We start from the raw sequence: 17,775 nt of genomic DNA on the forward strand, positions 1-17,775 counted from the left end.
GTCCGCGCAGTACGCTTACCTGTCGTGACCGCTGCCGATTACGCCGAACAGCTCAAGGAACTCGACGCGACCCTGCGAAACATCGAGGCCGTCCTCAACCTCGACCGACTCCACGAGGACAAGGCCCGCCTCGAGCAGGAGGCTTCCGCCCCCGATCTGTGGGACGACCAGGCCAAGGCTCAGCAGGTGACCTCGCAGCTGTCGTACGTCAACGGCGAGATCAGCAAGCTGGGCAGCCTCCGGTCCAGCCTCGACGACGCCCAGGTCCTGTTGGAGCTGGCCGAGGCCGAGGTCGACCCGGGCGTGCTGCTCGAGGTCGAGTCGGAGATCACCGGGCTGACCAAGGCCATCCAGGAGATGGAGGTCCGCACCCTGCTCTCCGGCGAGTACGACTCCCGGGAGGCGCTGATCGCCATCCGCGCGGGCGCCGGTGGCGTGGACGCCGCGGACTTCGCCGAGATGCTGCTGCGCATGTACCTGCGCTGGGCGGAGCGGCACGGCTACCCGACCGAGGTCTACGAGACCTCCTACGCCGAGGAGGCGGGTCTGAAGTCGGCCACCTTCGCGGTCAAGGTGCCCTACGCCTACGGCACGCTCAGCGTCGAGTCGGGCACGCACCGGTTGGTCCGGATCAGCCCGTTCGACAACCAGGGCCGCCGGCAGACCAGCTTCGCGGGCGTCGAGGTCCTGCCGGTCACCGAGCAGACCGACCACATCGACATCCCGGAGAACGAGGTACGCGTCGACGTCTACCGCTCCTCCGGCCCTGGTGGGCAGAGCGTCAACACCACCGACTCGGCGGTCCGGTTGACCCACATCCCGACCGGCATCGTGGTCACGTGTCAGAACGAGAAGTCCCAGCTGCAGAACAAGGCCTCCGCGCTGCGGGTGCTCCAGGCCCGGCTGCTGGAGCGCAAGCGCCAGGAGGAACAGGCCAAGCTGGAGGGGCTCAAGGAGAACGCCGCCGGTTCGTGGGGCGACCAGATGCGCTCCTACGTCCTGCACCCGTATCAGATGGTGAAGGATCTCCGAACCGAGCAGGAGACCGGCAATCCGAGCGCGGTGTTCGACGGCGATCTGGACGGTTTCATCGAGGCGGGCATCCGTTGGCGTAAGCAGCGGCAACTCGCCGGCGACGGAGCGTAACGACACGCGGGCGGAACGCGTCGTCGATCTCCAGGTAGAGGCCTGATTCGACGACTCGTGCCGGATCGGCGGGGCGTGGGGCTTGGCTCAGTTGTTACACCGCGTAGACTCACCACCCGTGATTCAGCTTGAGCAAGTGACGAAGACGTACCCGAAGGCGTCCCGGCCTTCGCTCGACAACGTGTCCGTCTCGATCGAGAAGGGCGAGTTCGTCTTCTTCATCGGTCCATCCGGCTCCGGCAAGTCCACAATCATCAAGATGCTGCTGCACGAGGTCGCCCCCAACAAGGGCCGCGTCGTCGTCAACGGCAAGGACGTCACGTCGATGCGCTCGTGGAAGCGACCCCACTTCCGGCGCTCGATCGGCTGTGTCTTCCAGGACTTCCGGCTGCTGCCGAACCGCACCGCGTACGAGAACGTGGCGTTCGCCCTCGAGGTGATCGGCAAGACCAAGGCGGTTGCCCGCCGGGTCGTGCCGGAGGTGCTGGAGCTGGTCGGGCTCGGTGGCAAGGAGCACCGTTACCCGCACGAGCTCTCCGGTGGTGAGCAGCAGCGCGTCGCCGTCGCCCGGGCGTTCGTTAACCGTCCGCTGATCCTGCTGGCGGACGAGCCCACCGGAAACCTGGACCCGGACACCTCGATCGAGATCATGCGCCTGCTGGACCGGATCAACCGCACCGGCACGACCGTCGTGATGGTCACCCACGACTCCAACATCGTCAACCAGATGCGCCGCCGCGTCGTCGAGATCGAGAGCGGTCGTATCGTGCGTGACCAGGCCCGCGGCGTCTACGGGTGAGCCGGCTCTCCACCCCTGCGCAGCCTGACGACGAACACTTCATGCCGGAGACCCGGAGGAAATCCCGATGCGCGTGAAATACGTCCTGTCCGAGGTACTGGTCGGACTGTGGCGCAACGTGACCATGTCCATCGCGATGATCATCACGATGGCGGTCTCGCTGACCATGCTCGGCGCCAGCGGTCTCATGTACCGCCAGGTCGACGACATGAAGGTCACCTACTACAAGAACATCGAAGTTTCGATCTTCTTGAAGCAGGAGGTGAGCGAGCAGGAGCGCACCGACCTGAACGCCAAGCTCGACAGCGACCCCCTGGTCAAGGAGGTCTTCTACGTCAACAAGGACGAGGCGTACAAGAAGTTCAAGGTCATGTACCAGGACGCGCCCGACCTGGTGAACGTGGTCAAGCCCGACCAGTTGCCCGAGTCGTTCCGGCTCAAGCTGAACAACCCGGAGCAGTACAAGGACATCTACGAGCAGTACAAGAACAGCGCCGGTGTCGACGAGATCATCGACCAGAGTCGCCTGCTCGACAAGATCTTCAACATCCTCACCTCGATCCAGAACATCGCCCTGGCCGCCGCCACCGTGATGGCGATCGCCGCCCTGCTGCTGGTCGCGAACACCATCCAGGTCGCCGCGTACAGCAAGCGGCGTGAGGTGGCGGTCATGAAGCTGGTCGGCGCGTCCAACTGGTTCATCCAGGCGCCGTTCGTGCTGGAGGCCGTGGTGGCCGGCCTGATCGGTTCACTGCTGGGGCTGGTGGCCCTGGTCGCGGCCAAGTACCTGCTCTTCGACGGGTCGTTGAGCGCGTTGCAGGGTCTGCTCTCCCCGATCGGCTGGGGTGACATCCTGGTCGTCTTCCCGCTGATGGCTGGCGTCGGTGGCCTGATCAGTGCGGGCACCGCCTGGATCACCCTGCGCTTCTACCTGCGGGTCTAGCCCCCGGGTCGTCCCGTCGTCTCCCGGGGACCCTTCCGCAGCCGGAAATAAACGGCGCGGGAGGGTCCTTGTGGTTCCGGTAGCATGATCGGTTGTCCGGCCGAGGTGCGCTCGGCCCACGGGCAGCGGAGAGAGGGGGTGGCACCGATGCCACGGGAAAAGGGGCGCAAGGTGGTCGCCTCCAACAAGAAGGCGCGCCACGACTACGCCATTCTCGACACGTACGAGGCAGGCATGGCGTTGACCGGCACCGAGGTCAAGTCGCTGCGAGCCGGGCGGGCGTCACTTGTCGACGCGTTCGCCCAGGAGCGGGACGGCGAGCTGTTTCTGCACGCCATGCACATCCCGGAGTACACGCAGGGCACCTGGACCAACCACGAGCCCCGGCGTACCCGCAAGCTGCTGCTCAACCGGGCCGAGATCGACAAGCTCGTCGGCAAGACCCGCGAGGGCGGTCTGACGATCGTTCCGTTGCAGGTCTACTTCTCCGACGGCTGGGCCAAGGTCGAGATCGCCCTGGCCAAGGGCAAGAAGTCGTACGACAAGCGTCAGGACCTCGCCAAGCGCGACGCGGACCGGGAGATCGCCCGGGTGTCGGGTCGGCGCGGCAAGGGAATGGACGACTAGCTCGTCCGGTTTGCCCGGGTCGGCGCGCCGGCCCGGGGCTCGGGATGAAAGCCGTTGCGTCAGGCGTTAGGCTTGTCAGTGCCACCACATCGGTGGCCTGTCGAGGGGGTGACTGGTTTCGACTTCGTACGCAGCGACAGGGGAAGCGAGCCGAGGAAGCCGACGTCGTCTCGAGAATCGGTCGTCGGAACTTTATAAGCGCCAATAACCAACGCGCTGACTTCGCTCTCGCCGCCTGAGGCGAGTAGCTAAGTCTGTCGGTCTGGGAACGCCTTCGTCCCAGTAGCCGGCATCAGCTAGGAGGCTGGCCAACCGGACCCGGTCGCGGGGTCCGTGCGGCGAGATTAATCAGCGACTGGGCCCGTCACACCAACTTGCTCGCGTGAGCGGTGGGGCCGAGTAGAGGCACAGCGAGCTGCGCTCGGAGAAGCCCTGACAAACCGGCGAAGGACCCGGGTTCGATTCCCGGCACCTCCACCACCTCGAGCGAAGCGCCCCGGCCCACCAGCCGGGGCGCTTCGTCGTGTACGCGGCTCGCCTACGCTGCCCCCTGTGACGAACCAGGAGCTCCGCCTGTCGGTCGGCGCCTCACCCGCACAGCGCACGTGGGCGGTGGTGGTGGGCGTGTTCATCGCCGTCGTCGCGACGGCATTCATGGTGTTGCCGCTGATCGCCCGCGGGGTGCTGGGGCGACTGTCCGGCCCGGGTGACCCGTTCTCCTCCTACGAGGAGGCTCGCGACGTGCCGCCGGGGATGCTGCCACCCGCGCTGCGCGACGCCGACGGTGGCGCCGAACACGCCGGGCTGAGCCCGTTCATCGGACTCTGCGGGTTGCCGTTCGTCCTGCTCAGCATCTACCTGGTGCTGCGGGTGCTCCGCACGGCCGCCTGGCTGGAGGGCAGCCACGTCCGGGTCCGGGGCGCGTTCCGGACGCGCGACGTCGACCTCGCCACCGCCCGGATCGACGCCGCCTCGCTGTCGTACGCCGAGCCGGCGGACGACTTTCCGGCGGATCGGCGGCCAACACCCGCCATCATCGCGACCGACCACGCGGATGGGCGGCGAGTCACCGTCGCGTTGCAGGGCATGGGGCTGACCAGCCTGCCCCCGTCCGAGTTGCGCGCGTTGGCCGACGCGATCACGACGGGCCGACCCGTCGACGGTCGGGACGGCGACGCGCACGCCGTCGCCCGCCAACTATGCCGCCTGGCGGATCACCCCCGGCTCGGCTGAGCGCCTGTGGGTCCGTTGCCCCTGCGACTGGCGGGACTGCCGGGACCAACGGGGCAGATGAGGAGGCTCCTGGCCTTTACAGGCCCGGTCGGGCGGGCTCACCATCGCGTTATGGGGTAGCAGCGCAGCGCGGGAGGTGCCATGGTCACCGGTCCGGTCCAGCAGTCGTCACTCGTCGCCCGGTTGTCCGCCGTACCGCCGCATCCCGTCGAACTGCCCGGTGAGCCACGCCCGGCCGGTCTGGCCGGAGACGTGCACGCGTTCGGCCGGGCTGTCACCGTGCCTCCCACCGAGCCGCGCTGGCGGGAGGAGGTCCTGCTCCGGCTGGGTCCGGTGGGACAGGGGTTCGCGGAGCACGTCCGGGCCACCGAGGGTCCGGCCGGCCTCTACCGGGAGTTGCTCACCCAGTCGCCACGACTGGAGCACGGGGTGCGGATGCTGACCCGGGAGCACGCGGGGATCATCGCGGCGATCCTCGCCGTGCAGCGGATCGCCGAGCGGCCCGAGGTCGAACCCGCCGAACTGCGGCACCGCGCCGGGCACCTGCTGCGGAGGTTGGCCCGGCATCGGCGGCGCGGCGCCGACCTGCTCTGGGAGGCGTACCAGACGGACCTGGGTGGCGAGACCTGAGCGGTCGGCCGGGAACCGCGGGGTCGGCGGCGGCGTCGAACCGTACATGCGTCGACCGGCCCTGCTGCTCGTACTCCCGTTGCTGCTCACCGCGGGCTGCGCCACGCCCGTCGCGGATCCGCCCGTCGGGACGCCCCGCAGCCCGTCGCCGCGCGGCGAGGCGTTCGACAAGCGGGCCGCCGAGGTCGCCGAGGCGTGGCGACCCGACCCCGCCTGGAGCACGGGGTACGTCCCGCTGGAGGGACCCACGGTGCTCACCGGTGACCCGCGCTTCAACTCCGACACGAAGGTCGCGTTCGAGGCCGGGTGGTACCGGGCGGAGGTCGCGATACCGCCCACCCGGGTCGGCGGGGAGATCCGCTTCCCGGACGGCCGGCTGACGCTGCCGCTGGTCAGTGCCGCCGAGGCGTACCGGCAGTTGGACCAGGGTGATCCGCTGCCCTGCCCGGGGCGGCCGAAGCGGCCCGGCCTGCCGAGCCCGGGCGGCCCGCGCGTCGAACCAGGGCCGGACGGGTGGGCCACCAGCGCGACGCAGACGGCCTGTCTCTCGCTCACCGTCACCGCTGTCACGTTCGGTGCCGTGCCGGTCCGCACGAGCCGGGGCACGGCGCAGGTGCCGGCCTGGCTGTTCACCATCGAGGAACTGGCCACCCCGGTGGCCCGGCTCGCCATCGCGCCGACCGCGGTCACGCCCGTCCCCCAACCCTCCGCGCCGGCCCGTCCGCTGGCCGACGGTCTGGTGGGCGCCCAGAACCTGACGGCGGTCGACGATGTCCGGTTGACCGTGGGTCTCGGCGTCGGCGCCTGCGACACCGCCATCACGCCGCTGGTGTGGGAACGGCCCGACGTCGTCGTGGTCGGCGGCAGCGTCACCCGGGCCACCGGCGAGTGCCCCGCCGTACTGAAGCTGGCACCGGTCGCCGTCACCCTCGCGGCGCCGCTGGGCGCCCGGCCGGTCCTGGACGTCGCCACCGGCGCCCCCCTGTCGATCGCCCCACGCTGAACGGGCGACACCGGAGCCGACCGGCTGCCCTCAGAGGATGCTGGGCACGTCGGTGCTGATCGGCACCGGCAACACGGTCGGCCGGTCGGCACGCAGCCCGGTGGCGAGCGCCGCGCCGAGCTGGTCGGGCGTCTCGACGACCTCGGTGGCGCAGCCGTAGCCGGCCGCGATGGCGACGATGTCCAACCCCGGCAGGTCCAGGCCGGGCACCCCGGGGGTGTCCTTCAGCTCGGCGAACGCCTTGAGGATCGCGTACTGCTGATTCACCGGGACGACGACCACCAGCGGCAGTGCGAGACGCGCGGCGGTCCACAGCGCCTGCACCGAGTAGTGGAACGAGCCGTCGCCGATGACCCCCACCACCGGACGGCCGCGCCCGGTGTCCCGTTCGGCGAGCGCCACCCCGATCGCGGCCGGCAGACCGTAGCCGAGGCCGCCGCTGGCCATCGTGAAGTACGACGCCGGGCGCGTGATCCGCAACTGCCGGCGCAGCGCGGACAGATTGGACGGTGACTCCTGCACCAGCACCCCATCCGCCGGCCAGTGGGCGGCCAGCCCGGCGAACAGGGCGTCGGCGCTCAGCGGGGCGGTGATCTCCGGCGGGGCCGGTGCCTCGCGGGGTGCGGGCGGTGGCCGGTCGGCCGGCGGCACCCGGTCCACGAGCGCGGTCAGGGTCAGCCCCGGGTCGCCGAGCAGGCTGTCCCCGACCGGGGCGCGCGCGGCCTCGTCGGGGTCGTCCGTGACGTGCAGCAGCCGGGCGCCGTCCGGTAGGTGCCCGCCCGGCACGTACGGGTAGTAGCGGAACACCGGAGCGCCGACGACGAGCACCGTGTCGTGGCCGCGCAGCGCCTCGGCGAGGGGACCGATCGCGTACGGGAGCACCCCGCGGAAGTGCGGGTGGTCCTCCGGGAACACGGCGCGTTCGGGAGCGGGGGCCGACCAGACCGGTGCGGCCAGCCGTTCGGCGAGCGCGACAGCTGTCGGCCAGCTACCGGAGCGGTCGACCCCCGGGCCGTACACCAGCACGGGGTTGTCGCTGCCGGCCAGGATCCGGGCGAACTCGTCCAGCCGTTGTGGGTCCGGCGCGAACCGGGTGGCCACCGTTCGCGGTGCGGGCGGCGGGTCGGCCGGCTGGGCCCAGTCGTCCATCGGCAGGGAGAGGAAGACCGGCCCGGCTGGTGGCTGCACCGCCGTCGCGTACGCCCGCAGCACCGCCGCCGGGATGTCCTGTGCCCGGGCCGGCTCGTAGGCCCACTTGACGTACGGCTGGGGGAGTTCGGTGGGCCGCCGGCTGGCCAGCCGAGGCTCGAGCAGCAGCATCTCCCGGGTCTGCTGGCCGGCTGTGACGATAAGCGGGGTCTTGTTGTGCCAGGCGGTGACCAGGTTGCCCATGCCGTTGCCGGTGCCCGGGGCGGTGTGCAGGTTGACGTGGGCGGCTGTCCCGCTGGCCTGGGCGTAGCCGTCGGCCATCGCGACCGCCGCCGCCTCCTGGAGCGCGTGGACGTAGTGGAAGTCGGTGGGGAAGTCCCGCAGGAAGGGCTCCTCCGTCGAGCCGGGGTTACCGAAGACGGTGGTCATGCCGAGGGTGCGGAGCACGTCGTACGTCGCGTCCCGGACCGTTGCCATCGCCACCGCCTTCGTGTCGCGGGAGGGACGACAGCAGTCGCCCCTCCCGATCAGCCGAATCTATCGGGATGTGACGGACCTTTCGGGTGTTTCCCGCGGGCTCATCCAGCCGGCCGCGCCCGTTCCTGGTCAGGGGCATCGGGGTGAACAGGGAGCTGTCTTAACTGTCTGATCACCTGCCGGTCAGCCCTTAGCCAGCACCCGGGACGCAGGCTATGGTGCCAGGCATGGCGTTGACAGCACGGCTGATCTCGATGCACCGGGCGGATCCGGCAGATGACCGATCCACAGCGCGGGCTCACGGTTGACGGGTGTGTGGGATGCAGGGAGAGGGTCAGGCGATCGGCGGACGAGCGATGGAGTCGATGACCGGGCGGCTACTGGTCGCGACTCCGGCGCTCAAGGACCCGAACTTCGACCGTACGGTGGTGCTGCTTGTCGCCCACGAGCCGGGCGGTGCGCTCGGCGTGGTGTTGAACCGGGCCACCGAGGTGCCGGTGGCCGAGGTGCTCGGCGACTGGAGCGATCTGGCCCGTTACCCGGCGGTGCTCTTCGAGGGTGGGCCGGTGCAGCCTGACTCGGCCATCTGTCTGGCCCGGATGCGGCACCCGATGCGCCGACTCAAGGGCTTCCACCAGGTCTCCGGAGCGGTCGGCACGATCGACCTCTCGGTCGACCCGGAGCGGCTGCGGGAGAGCATCGGTGGCATCCGGGTCTTCGCCGGCTACTCCGGCTGGGGCAGCGGCCAGTTGGAGCAGGAGATCGCCGACGGCTCCTGGTTCGTGCTGGACGGGCTGCCCGGTGACGCGTTCGTCGACCGGCCCGACGATCTGTGGCCGATGGTGCTGCGCCGCCAGGGCGGGATGATGGCTGCGGTGGCCCACTTCCCGCCGGACGTCGCGCTCAACTGACCCGCCCCGGGCGGGGGACCCCGCGAGATGACCATGCGGGCCGGTCTGTGTATAGTTTCCCAGTGCCCGGGCGACCGGGACGACAGCAAGGGGCCGTGGCGCAGCTGGTAGCGCACCACACTGGCAGTGTGGGGGTCAGGGGTTCGAGTCCCCTCGGCTCCACCTTGAAGTCGCAGATCAAGGGCTTGCTCGCCGATCGTGGCGAGCAAGCCCTTGATCTTTTGTCCTCCATTCGAACTCGCACGGTCCCCCATGGCCCGGCAGAACGAATTATGTGACGGCCGTCACTCCGCTGGCCCTGAATGAAGCGTGGGGCGGACGGGATGGCTGGGCTCGTCAGTCGAGCCAAAGTCCGCGATAGGGCATCGCAGAGGCGAGCACCGGAGGAACACATTGATCCGCTGTCCGGCCGGTTGGAGGTAGGAGTTCGGGCAATGGCTAACGCCGCCCGCGCCCACTCAACCTGTCCCGACGGCGAAGATGTGCTGCTGTCCAAGGGTCTTCTTAGGCAACGTCAATGACTTCACCGTCTTGCCCGCGAGAAGAGGGAAGGTGCTGGCGAAAACGTACGTCTTGAGTGCTTGCCTGCCGAAACGAGCACTGTTGCGGTATGGGAGTGCGGCGGCGACGGTGTTGCCGTGGCTGACAGTGCGGCCTCCTCCGGCAAGGGTCCAGTCGCTGAAGCCAAGGGTGATCTGCTGGTTGGTGCCGTCGGTGTAGGTGATGGTGGCCAGACCGGAGGTCCCGTCGACCCAGCCGGTGGCCGCGCCGAGGAAGCCGATCTTCGTGGCGCCGGAGACGGGCGTCACCGGGATCTGTTGGCCTTCGGAGTGGTAGTTGTCGCGGTCTCCGGCGGCGAGGTTGGGCCAGGTGTAGGTGACGGCGTTGTGTGTGAAGGTGGAGCCGGCGTTCAGGCCGGCTGCGGCAAGGGCTTGGCGGGAGTAGCTGTAGGTGGCGCCGTCGAGGTCAGCGCCTCCCGGGTAGGCGTCGTCGCTGATGCCGGCGCTGTCCCGGTGGCCGCCGAAGCCGATGTCGAAGACGTGCAGCCGGCCCGCCGACACAGTCGCAGGCAGGGTCACCCCGACCACGGTCTGTCGCGGATCGATGGCGAAGGAAGCCGAATACAGGTACGTGGGGATGGTCTCCTTACCACCCGCGAGGGCCTGGTTCCGGTAGGGCATGGCTGCCGCGATGGTGGTGCCGGGGCGGGTGGTTGCCTGGCCGGCGGCGAGCGTCCAGTCGCTGAAGGCGAGGGTGACCTGTCGGCTCGTCCCGTCGGAGAAGTGGATGCTCGCCAGACCGGCCGCGCCGTCGACGTGGCCCTCGGCGCTGCCGAGGACCCCGATCGTGGTGGCCCCGGGTGGGCTGTGCACCGTGAGCCTCTGGCCCTGGGCGATGACGTTGTCGGGTTGGCCGGGGCGGACATTGGGCCAGGTGTAGGTGGTGCCCTCGGTGGTCAAGCGGCTTCCCGGGACGATGCCGACGGCGGCGAGCGCCTCGGCCGAGTAGCTCGACGTCCACTGGTCGTAGTTGCTGGATCCGGGAGAGCCGTCGGCGCTGCTGCCGGCGTTGTTCGCCGCGGCGACGGCGTTGGCGCCGTAGGAGGGCGGAGCGGCGTCCGCCCCTGCCGCCCACGTCGTGTTCGGGGTGGCGGCCAGGTCCAGGTCGAAGGTTCCCCCGGCGGTCAGCGCCGCCGGCGGCAGGTAGGCCTTGTTCCAGCCGGATCCGTTGTACTGCATGGATTGGATGTACGGCGTCGAGGCCTGGGCGGCGGGTGCGTTGATCGTCCACGTCGCGCCACTGGGCAGCGTTACGACGGCCTGCGGGAACAGCGGGCTGCCGAGGACGAGGTCAGCGGTGCCCGGTACCGCCGGGTACATCCCGAGCGCAGCCCAGACGTACCAGGAGGACATGGATCCGAGGTCGTCGTTGCCGGGGAGGCCGTCGGGGGCGTTCCGGAACAGTTCGTTCTGCACCCGACGTACGACCTGTTGGGTCTTGTAGGGGCGGCCGGTGTACGCGTAGAGCCACGGAGCGCCGAAGCTCGGCTCGTTGCCCATCCACGCCCCGGTTCCGAGGACGTCGTTCAGGGTCGCGAAGTGGGTGTCCAGGTACTGGTTGAGGGCGGGGCCACCGCCCTTGGCGGCGGCAAGGCCACGGACGTCGAACGGCACCGCGAGCGTGTACCGCCAGGAGTTACCCTCGGCCCAGTCGTCGTAGGAGATGTCCGTGGGGTTGAATCCGGGCCGCCACTCGCCGGATTGCCGACGCGGTTGCACGAACCCGCTGGCAGGATTGAGCAGGTACTGCCAGCCCTGCGCCCGTGACGCGAACCGGGCATGGGTCCTGGTGTCACCGAGCTGACGCGCGAAGGCGGCGAGAGCGAAGTCAGCCGCGTGGTACTCCAACGAGGTGGAGGTCGTCGCGTTGTGGTTGCAACAGCCGTATCCGCCGTCCTCGGGCAGGTAGCCGAGGCTGTCCAGGTAGACGGTGCCCGGACGAGCGTTGCCGGGCCGCGTCGACTGCGCGACCATAGCCGCGAGGGCCTTGCCGGTGTCGAAGTCACGTGCCCCGAAAGCATGGACCGACGCGATCGTCGGAATCGCCGGATCACCGACCATCATGTACGACTCGTCGTTTGCGACCGACCACTTCGGCAGCCGTCCGCTGTGCTCGTGGTCGTTGAGCAGTGAGCGCACCAGGTCACTGGCACGATCAGGCGCCAGCAGCGCCATGAGCTGCACCTGGGACCGGTAGACGTCCCACCCGGAGAAGTTCGCGTACTGGTCGTCCTGCCCGGTTGGTAGCGTGCGGACCTGGCCGTCGAACCCCCGGTACTGACGATTGGCGTCGCTGTACACGTTCGGGTGCAGCAGCGAGTGGTACAACGCCGTGTAGAAGGTCTTCTGCTCGTCGGTGGTGCCGCCACCGATCCGCATCCGGCCCAGCAGTTGATTCCACGCGGCCCGTGCCGCTGTCCGGACGGTCGTGACATCCCAACTGCTCAAGGTGTCACGGTTCGCCCGCGCGTTCGCGACACTGACGAAGGAGATACCAACCTTCGCCTGCACGACGGATCCGCTCGGGAACGTCAGGGCGACACCGCCGTCGCCGGTGACGAAGGGCCTCGGCGCCCACTTCTGGTTGCTGGTGAAGGCGCGGTCGAAGCTGACGGCGTAGTGCATCGTGTAGTCGTTGTCCTTGGTACAGAACCGTCCGTCGGTCACTGTCCCGGTGATCTCGGTCGAGCTCGGCACCGACACGGTCGCGTTCGACGTCCCGGCGCCCGCACTCGCCTTCACCAGAAGGGACGCCGCCGGACCGGCCGGGAAGGCGATCCGACCGAGCGCTGAACGGACGGACGTCGTCAGCTCGACGCGAACGCTGTTGGCCAGGTTCACCGAGTAGAAGCCCGCCGACGCCGACTCGCCCGTGTGCGAGAAGCCGACCGTCGCGTTGTCCTTGTCGCTGGGCAGCGCGCCGGTCACGGGCAGGAACGGCAGGTTGCCGTAGGCGAAACACCCGGCCCCGCTCATCCGGTTGACGCCGAAGCCGGAGATCGCGGTAGCGGCGTAGTCGTAGCCCCCACCCGGCACCCGGGGCGCCGTGTCCGGTGCCCACTGCAGCATCCCAAAGGGCATACTCGGTCCCGGCGACGTATTGCCGGAATCCTTTCCCGCGGCCGCCCGGGTGCCGATCATTGGATTGACCAGCGCCGCCGGATCCGACACGAGCGAAACGGCCGCGTGCGCCGGCCTAATTGACGCCGGCAGGACAAGCGTCGCCGCAACAAGGGCAGCCGCAAGCAAACCCGCGGGCATCCGCTTCATGGCGCACCTTCTCATCCGTCGTCGTCAGACCGAGCCGTGATCGACGAGACTCTAACCGCGCGATTGCTCTCGTGCTGCCCCCTCTCGACGCGACGACGCACGGCGCCCGGTCCTGGGAGATCGTGCTGGCGTCTGTCACTCGCAAAGCACGGTGATCTCGTCCCGAAAACCGTGAACTGTCAGATGTGAGCGATTGAGTGAAGTGCAGGGTTCGACCCGGTCTAATCCGGTTTTGTGCGATCCGCCTTCATCTGGGCTACCGCGATACCGCCAGTTCGAGGCTTCCTTGAACGGAGATCTTGACAACCGTCATGACGTAGCTCAAGGTTCCGCTCACGTCTGCTGCGCTGTCGGCTGACGCCGACGTCAATACGTCAATACGGGGAGCCCGGATGAGGACCATTGACCGTTCAAGACCGACGACGCAGGCTAGAGGCTGGCAGGCGGCAGCGATAGCAATTCTTATGATGCTCGGCTTTGTGTATTGGGCTGAGCCGGCACGGGCGGCGGTCTCGACGATGACGGCAGCACAGCTGAACGCAATGTTCAAGGCCTATGGGGACGCCGGCAACCACTGGACCGGAGGTGACGGCACAACCTCGGTCGCCTTGCCGGACGGTCGGGTCGTCTGGCTCTTCTCGGACACCTTCTTGGGAACTGTCAACGCCGACGGCAGCCGGTCGGCCGAGTCACCGATGATCAACAATTCTGCTGTCGTGCAGACGGGTACCGCTCTCGGCGCGACACTGCACAGCGGCACCGCGCTCTTGCCGGACGCGCTGGTCGTGCCGAGCCAACCCGGCGAGTTCTTCTGGGTGGGCGACGCAGTGGTCGAGTCGGGCGAGCTGCGGGTGATCTACAACCGCTACCGGCGCAGCGGCCAGGCACCCCTTGACTTCGCCCTGACCGGGGTGTCGCTGGCCAGGTTCGCGCTGCCGTCGCTGACCTTGAGCTCGGTGCAGGAGTTGCCGGTCGGCAAAACCGTGAACTGGGGCGCCGCAATCACGCCGGACGGCAGCTATACCTATATCTATGGGACATCGACCGCCCCGGGGCGGATGAAGTTCGCCCATGTCGCCCGTGTCGCCACCGGGAATCTTGATAGCCCATGGCAGTTCTGGACCGGATCAGCGTGGTCGTCCGATCACACGGCGGCGGGCCGGCTTCTCAGTGGAGTCGGCACCAGCTACTCCGTGCAGAAAGTTGGCTCGGAATATCTCTTAGTCACGCACGAGAACAACCTGGTCTTCGATCCGCAGATCGTGGCATACAGATCCACCTCGCCGACCGGGCCCTTCACCGGCCCCATCCAGCTCTACACTGCCCCGGAAATAACCCCCGGTTCATCCAAAGTCGTTTACGACGCTCGACTTCATCCGGAGCTGACGACCTCCGGCAAGCTGCTGATGTCCTACAACGTCAACAGTCTGAAGTTCGCTGACACGATCGCTGATGCACGCCTCTACCGTCCACGTTTCGTGGACATCGCCTGGCCACCGCCGGCGCCGGGCACCGGGCTTCCGGCCGCGCCCACAGGGCTGAGCGTGACAGGGCAGGACGACTTCGCTGACCTGAAGTGGTCGGCGGTGAGTGGCGTCTCCTCCTACCGCTTGTACCAGCGGGACGTCACCGGAGGCCAGACGCACTTCGCCCGGCTGCCGGTCGCCTCGACCACCACGAGCGGGCGGGCGGGCCTGCTGATCCCCGGCCACCAGTACGAGTTCAAGGTGACTGCGGTCAACAGCTCCGGTGAAGGGGCGTACAGCACGACCGTCTCGATCACACCACGGAGCACCAAGCTGGCGGCCGACGTGATCGGAAATGCCAACATCGCGGACGCGATCCCCGGCAGCTACATCGTCCGGCTCAAGGAAGAGGCAGCGCTGCCGGAGCGGCTGACCAGCTACGCGACGCAGCTCGTCGCCCAGGCCGGCGGCACTCTCGGCCCGGTACTGCCCAAGGCGATGCGAGGCTTCGGGGCAACTCTCACCGAGGCTCAGGCAGTCAACCTTGCCGCGCATCCGGACGTGCTCGACGTCGAACAGGACGCCATGGCCGACGTCTTCGGCGAACAGGCCGACCCGCCATGGCACCTCGATCGTGACGACCAGCGAGACCTTCCGCTCGATCAGAAGTATCAGTACCCGAACGACGGTCCGGTACGGACGTACGTCGTCGACTCCGGCATTCGGGCCACGCACAACGAATTCGGTGGCCGCGTGACCACCGGGTTCAACGTACTCGACGGCAGTACCAATACCCCTGACTGCAATAACAGCCACGGCACCCCGGTCGCGGGAGCGCTCGGCAGCGCGACCTATGGCGTGGCGAAAGACTCGAAGATCGTTCCAGTCAAGGTGTTCGCCTGCACGGGTGAGGGGAAGGTCGGGCGGGCACCCATCCTGAACGTTGTCGAGGGGATCGAATGGGCTATCGATGATGCGGAGGGGAAGAAGCCCGCGGTGCTGAACCTGAGCCTGGGGGCGTTACCCAGCGACGTGCTCGACGATGCGGCCCGGCTTGCCACCGACAACGGACTCACGGTGGTCGCCGCCGCTGGCAACCATGGTGGGGACGCGTGCGGTAAGTCACCAGCGCGAGCGTCAAAGGACAGCGCGGTCATCACGGTCGGTGCCACCGATTCCACCGATAGAGTGGCGGACTTCAGTGGAAAGGGCACCTGTGTGACGCTGTTCGCGCCGGGCGTCGGCATTAAGAGCACGGGATCTCTCAGTGACACCGAAGTTGTGACGAAAAATGGTACGTCCTTTGCCGTGCCGCAGGTTTCGGGTACCGCTGCCATGCTGCTCTCGGCTCACCCGGGCCACAGCCCCAGCGACGTCAAGAAGGCGCTTGTCGGAGCGGCGAGCAAGGACAAGTTGGCCGGCGCCGGCACCGGATCCCCAAACCTTCTGCTGTACGTCGAACGGCCACCGGCCACCGCACCTGCTAACTTGACGGCAACGGCGATGGACGATGGAACAATCGCGTTGAAGTGGGATCCGGTGGCTGAGGAGAACGCGCACTACTTGGTTTCGTCAAGGGATGTGACCACGGGTGAGGCCAACTTCGTGCGCTGGCCCTCTCCGGTCTTCGACGGGACCACCGCCGTCGCGCAGAACCTGCTGGAAGGCCACCTGTACGAATTCAGAGTAGCCGCGGCCAACAGCGCCGGCACCGGCCCGGAGTCCAACATCGCCCGTGCGACGACCGATCGTGTCGGACCGCCGGCGCCGACGGGTCTGACGGCAACCTCAAAATCCGATGGGTCGATCGCTTTGGCCTGGAACTCCCTTGGCACCGACATCTCGTACTGGATCTACCAGCGCGACGTCACGACAGGCGAGACCGACTTCACCCGGCTGGAAATTCCGATCAGCACCTGCTGCACGTTCAACGCTGGCCTACTGCTCCACGGGCACGAGTACGAGTTCAAGGTCAGTGGTAGCCACCAGGGCGGCGAGGGCCAGGCATCTGCACCGGCCCGAGCAACCTCGACCTATCCAAAACCAGCACCACCGACCAATCTCCGCGCCGCAGCGGAGGACGGACGAGTGGTGCTGAACTGGACAGCGAGCGCCACCGCCAACGTCTGGTACCTGATCCACCAGCGAGACGTGACCCTCGGCGAAACCGAGTTCACCACACTGGAACTGCCGGTCACCACCTGTTGCACCTTCACGGCTGGTTACCTGGCCAACGGGCACACGTACGAGTTCATGGTGACGACAACCAGCCAAGGCGGGGAGTCCGTACCGTCGAATCGGGTGACCGCCAAGCCGATGCCGGCGCTGCCCGGCCAGGTCACCGGACTCGCAGCCACGGCTTTGTCCAATGGCGACATCAAGCTCAACTGGACGTCGCCGCCCGGTGACAGCCTCTGGTTCGACGTCTACCAGCGGGACGTCAGCCTCGGGCAGGGTTTCACCAAGCTGCCGGTGCCGATCACCAGCTGCTGTACGTGGACCGCCAGCCTGCTCAGTCACAACCACGTCTATGAGTTCAAGTTGGCGGCGACGAATGCGGCAGGTGCCGGCGCGCAATCCGCTGTCGCCTCCGCCACCTCGCGCTACAGCCCGCCACGCGCTCCGTCAAACCTGCGCGGTGCTACCGCCGGCGACGGCACCATCGATCTCGACTGGGACGCGCCAGGACCGGAGGGCTACCTCTACTGGATCTACCGTCGGGATGTGACGGCCGGTGAGGCATTCAGCAAGCTCCCCTACCCGACAGAGGAGACCAAAGCTTCTGTCGGCCTGCTGGTCCACAACCACGCCTACGAGTTCAAGGTGACAGCCGAGAACCAGGGGGGTCAGGGACCAGCCTCGAACGCGGTGACGGTTACGGCACGTGGTGGACTGCCCGGGGCTCCGACCGGACTCTCCGCCACCGCGGGCGACGGCCGGGTAACGCTGAGATGGACGGCTAGTCCGACCACAGGGGCTATCTACAACATCTACCAGCGGGACAAGACCGCCAATCAGTCGTGGCAGAAACTCTCGCTACCCGTCTCTGGGACCAACGTGACCACGAGCTACCTGAGCAACGGGCACACCTATGAGTTCAAGGTCACCGCCTCGAACTTCGCCGGTGACTCGGCGGCCTCGAACGTGGCGTCGGCGCGGCCGATGCCACCATTCCCGCAGGCACCGACGAGCTTGAGCGCTTCGGCGGGCGACGGCAGGGTGACCCTGAGGTGGTCGGCCAGCTCGACGCCGAACGTGTCCTACTGGATCGAGTCGCGGGCCAAGGGCGGCAGTTGGTCCAGGTTGCCGGTGTCGATTGGCTGCTGTTCGGACACGATGAATCTGCTTTTCAATGGGACGACGTACGAGTTCCGGATCCGGGCGACGAACCTCAGCGGTGACTCGGCGCCCACGAACGTGGCATCGGCGCGGCCGATGCCACCATTCCCGCAGGCACCGACGAACTTGAGCGCTTCGGCGGGCGACGGCAGGGTGACCCTGAGGTGGTCGGCCAGCTCGACGCCGAACGTGTCCTACTGGATCGAGTCGCGGGCCAAGGGC

At 68.0% G+C, this 17,775-nt stretch carries 11 protein-coding genes, 1 tRNA gene and 1 other RNA gene; 11 read left to right on the forward strand and 2 right to left on the reverse strand.

Features of this window, described 5'->3' with window-relative positions; genetic code table 11:
- The first annotated feature begins 24 nt into the window (after positions 1–24).
- From prfB to AB0C25_RS23575, 8 genes are all read left to right on the forward strand, one after another.
- Positions 25–1,146 carry a peptide chain release factor 2 gene (prfB, locus tag AB0C25_RS23540; RefSeq protein WP_357242050.1) on the forward strand — a complete coding sequence of 374 codons (1,122 nt, stop codon included), beginning with the start codon at positions 25–27 and terminating at the stop codon, positions 1,144–1,146.
- 118 nt (positions 1,147–1,264) lie between these two features.
- Complete coding sequence (gene ftsE, locus AB0C25_RS23545) at positions 1,265–1,945, forward strand: cell division ATP-binding protein FtsE (protein WP_030331491.1); 681 nt, start codon at positions 1,265–1,267, stop codon at positions 1,943–1,945.
- Between the two features lie 67 nt (positions 1,946–2,012).
- A complete protein-coding gene (gene ftsX, locus AB0C25_RS23550; protein ID WP_357242054.1) occupies positions 2,013–2,888 on the forward strand; it encodes a permease-like cell division protein FtsX in 876 nt (291 codons plus the stop codon).
- Between the two features lie 147 nt (positions 2,889–3,035).
- Positions 3,036–3,515 (forward strand): SsrA-binding protein SmpB, encoded by a 480-nt coding sequence (gene smpB / locus AB0C25_RS23555; protein ID WP_357376399.1) that lies wholly within the window; start codon positions 3,036–3,038, stop codon positions 3,513–3,515.
- Between the two features lie 104 nt (positions 3,516–3,619).
- Positions 3,620–3,995, forward strand: a transfer-messenger RNA (tmRNA) gene (ssrA, locus tag AB0C25_RS23560).
- Between the two features lie 72 nt (positions 3,996–4,067).
- Positions 4,068–4,748, forward strand: a complete 681-nt coding sequence (locus tag AB0C25_RS23565) for a hypothetical protein (protein ID WP_357376400.1) — start codon at positions 4,068–4,070, stop codon at positions 4,746–4,748.
- Positions 4,749–4,889: 141 nt separating this feature from the next.
- Positions 4,890–5,378 (forward strand): hypothetical protein, encoded by a 489-nt coding sequence (locus AB0C25_RS23570; protein WP_357376401.1) that lies wholly within the window; start codon positions 4,890–4,892, stop codon positions 5,376–5,378.
- A gap of 46 nt (positions 5,379–5,424) precedes the next feature.
- Positions 5,425–6,381 (forward strand): hypothetical protein, encoded by a 957-nt coding sequence (locus AB0C25_RS23575; RefSeq protein WP_357376402.1) that lies wholly within the window; start codon positions 5,425–5,427, stop codon positions 6,379–6,381.
- Positions 6,382–6,411: 30 nt separating this feature from the next.
- On the opposite strand, the gene mdlC is transcribed toward AB0C25_RS23575, so the two are convergent.
- The gene (gene mdlC / locus AB0C25_RS23580; RefSeq protein WP_357376403.1) at positions 6,412–8,007 is read right to left on the reverse strand and encodes a benzoylformate decarboxylase; all 1,596 of its coding nucleotides are present in this window, start codon (positions 8,005–8,007) and stop codon (positions 6,412–6,414) included.
- 320 nt (positions 8,008–8,327) lie between these two features.
- Here mdlC and AB0C25_RS23585 point away from each other — a divergent pair, with 320 nt between their 5' ends.
- Together AB0C25_RS23585 and AB0C25_RS23590 are read left to right on the forward strand one after the other, a co-directional pair.
- Positions 8,328–8,918, forward strand: a complete 591-nt coding sequence (locus tag AB0C25_RS23585) for a YqgE/AlgH family protein (RefSeq protein WP_357098712.1) — start codon at positions 8,328–8,330, stop codon at positions 8,916–8,918.
- A gap of 89 nt (positions 8,919–9,007) precedes the next feature.
- Positions 9,008–9,080: transfer RNA gene (locus tag AB0C25_RS23590), tRNA-Ala, on the forward strand.
- 296 nt (positions 9,081–9,376) lie between these two features.
- On the opposite strand, the gene AB0C25_RS23595 is transcribed toward AB0C25_RS23590, so the two are convergent.
- Positions 9,377–12,748, reverse strand: a complete 3,372-nt coding sequence (locus AB0C25_RS23595) for a GH92 family glycosyl hydrolase (RefSeq protein WP_357376404.1) — start codon at positions 12,746–12,748, stop codon at positions 9,377–9,379.
- Positions 12,749–13,266: 518 nt separating this feature from the next.
- Between AB0C25_RS23595 and AB0C25_RS23600 the strand changes: the two genes are divergently transcribed.
- Positions 13,267–17,775, forward strand: a 4,509-nt coding sequence (locus tag AB0C25_RS23600) for a fibronectin type III domain-containing protein (RefSeq protein ID WP_357376405.1), incomplete at its 3' end; no start/stop codon positions are given.

The organism is Micromonospora sp. NPDC048839 (assembly GCF_040649915.1).
In the GTDB taxonomy this organism is placed as follows: domain Bacteria; phylum Actinomycetota; class Actinomycetes; order Mycobacteriales; family Micromonosporaceae; genus Micromonospora.

What these genes read in the sequence shown, in the direction of transcription:
- ftsX (WP_357242054.1), top strand. Translation starts at nt 2,013, where the DNA reads ATGCGCGTGAAATACGTCCTGTCCGAGGTACTGGTCGGACTGTGGCGC.
- smpB (WP_357376399.1), top strand. Translation starts at nt 3,036, where the DNA reads ATGCCACGGGAAAAGGGGCGCAAGGTGGTCGCCTCCAACAAGAAGGCG.
- AB0C25_RS23570 (WP_357376401.1), top strand. Translation starts at nt 4,890, where the DNA reads ATGGTCACCGGTCCGGTCCAGCAGTCGTCACTCGTCGCCCGGTTGTCC.
- AB0C25_RS23575 (WP_357376402.1), top strand. Translation starts at nt 5,425, where the DNA reads ATGCGTCGACCGGCCCTGCTGCTCGTACTCCCGTTGCTGCTCACCGCG.
- mdlC (WP_357376403.1), bottom strand. Translation starts at nt 8,007, where the DNA reads ATGGCAACGGTCCGGGACGCGACGTACGACGTGCTCCGCACCCTCGGC.
- AB0C25_RS23585 (WP_357098712.1), top strand. Translation starts at nt 8,328, where the DNA reads ATGCAGGGAGAGGGTCAGGCGATCGGCGGACGAGCGATGGAGTCGATG.
- AB0C25_RS23595 (WP_357376404.1), bottom strand. Translation starts at nt 12,748, where the DNA reads ATGAAGCGGATGCCCGCGGGTTTGCTTGCGGCTGCCCTTGTTGCGGCG.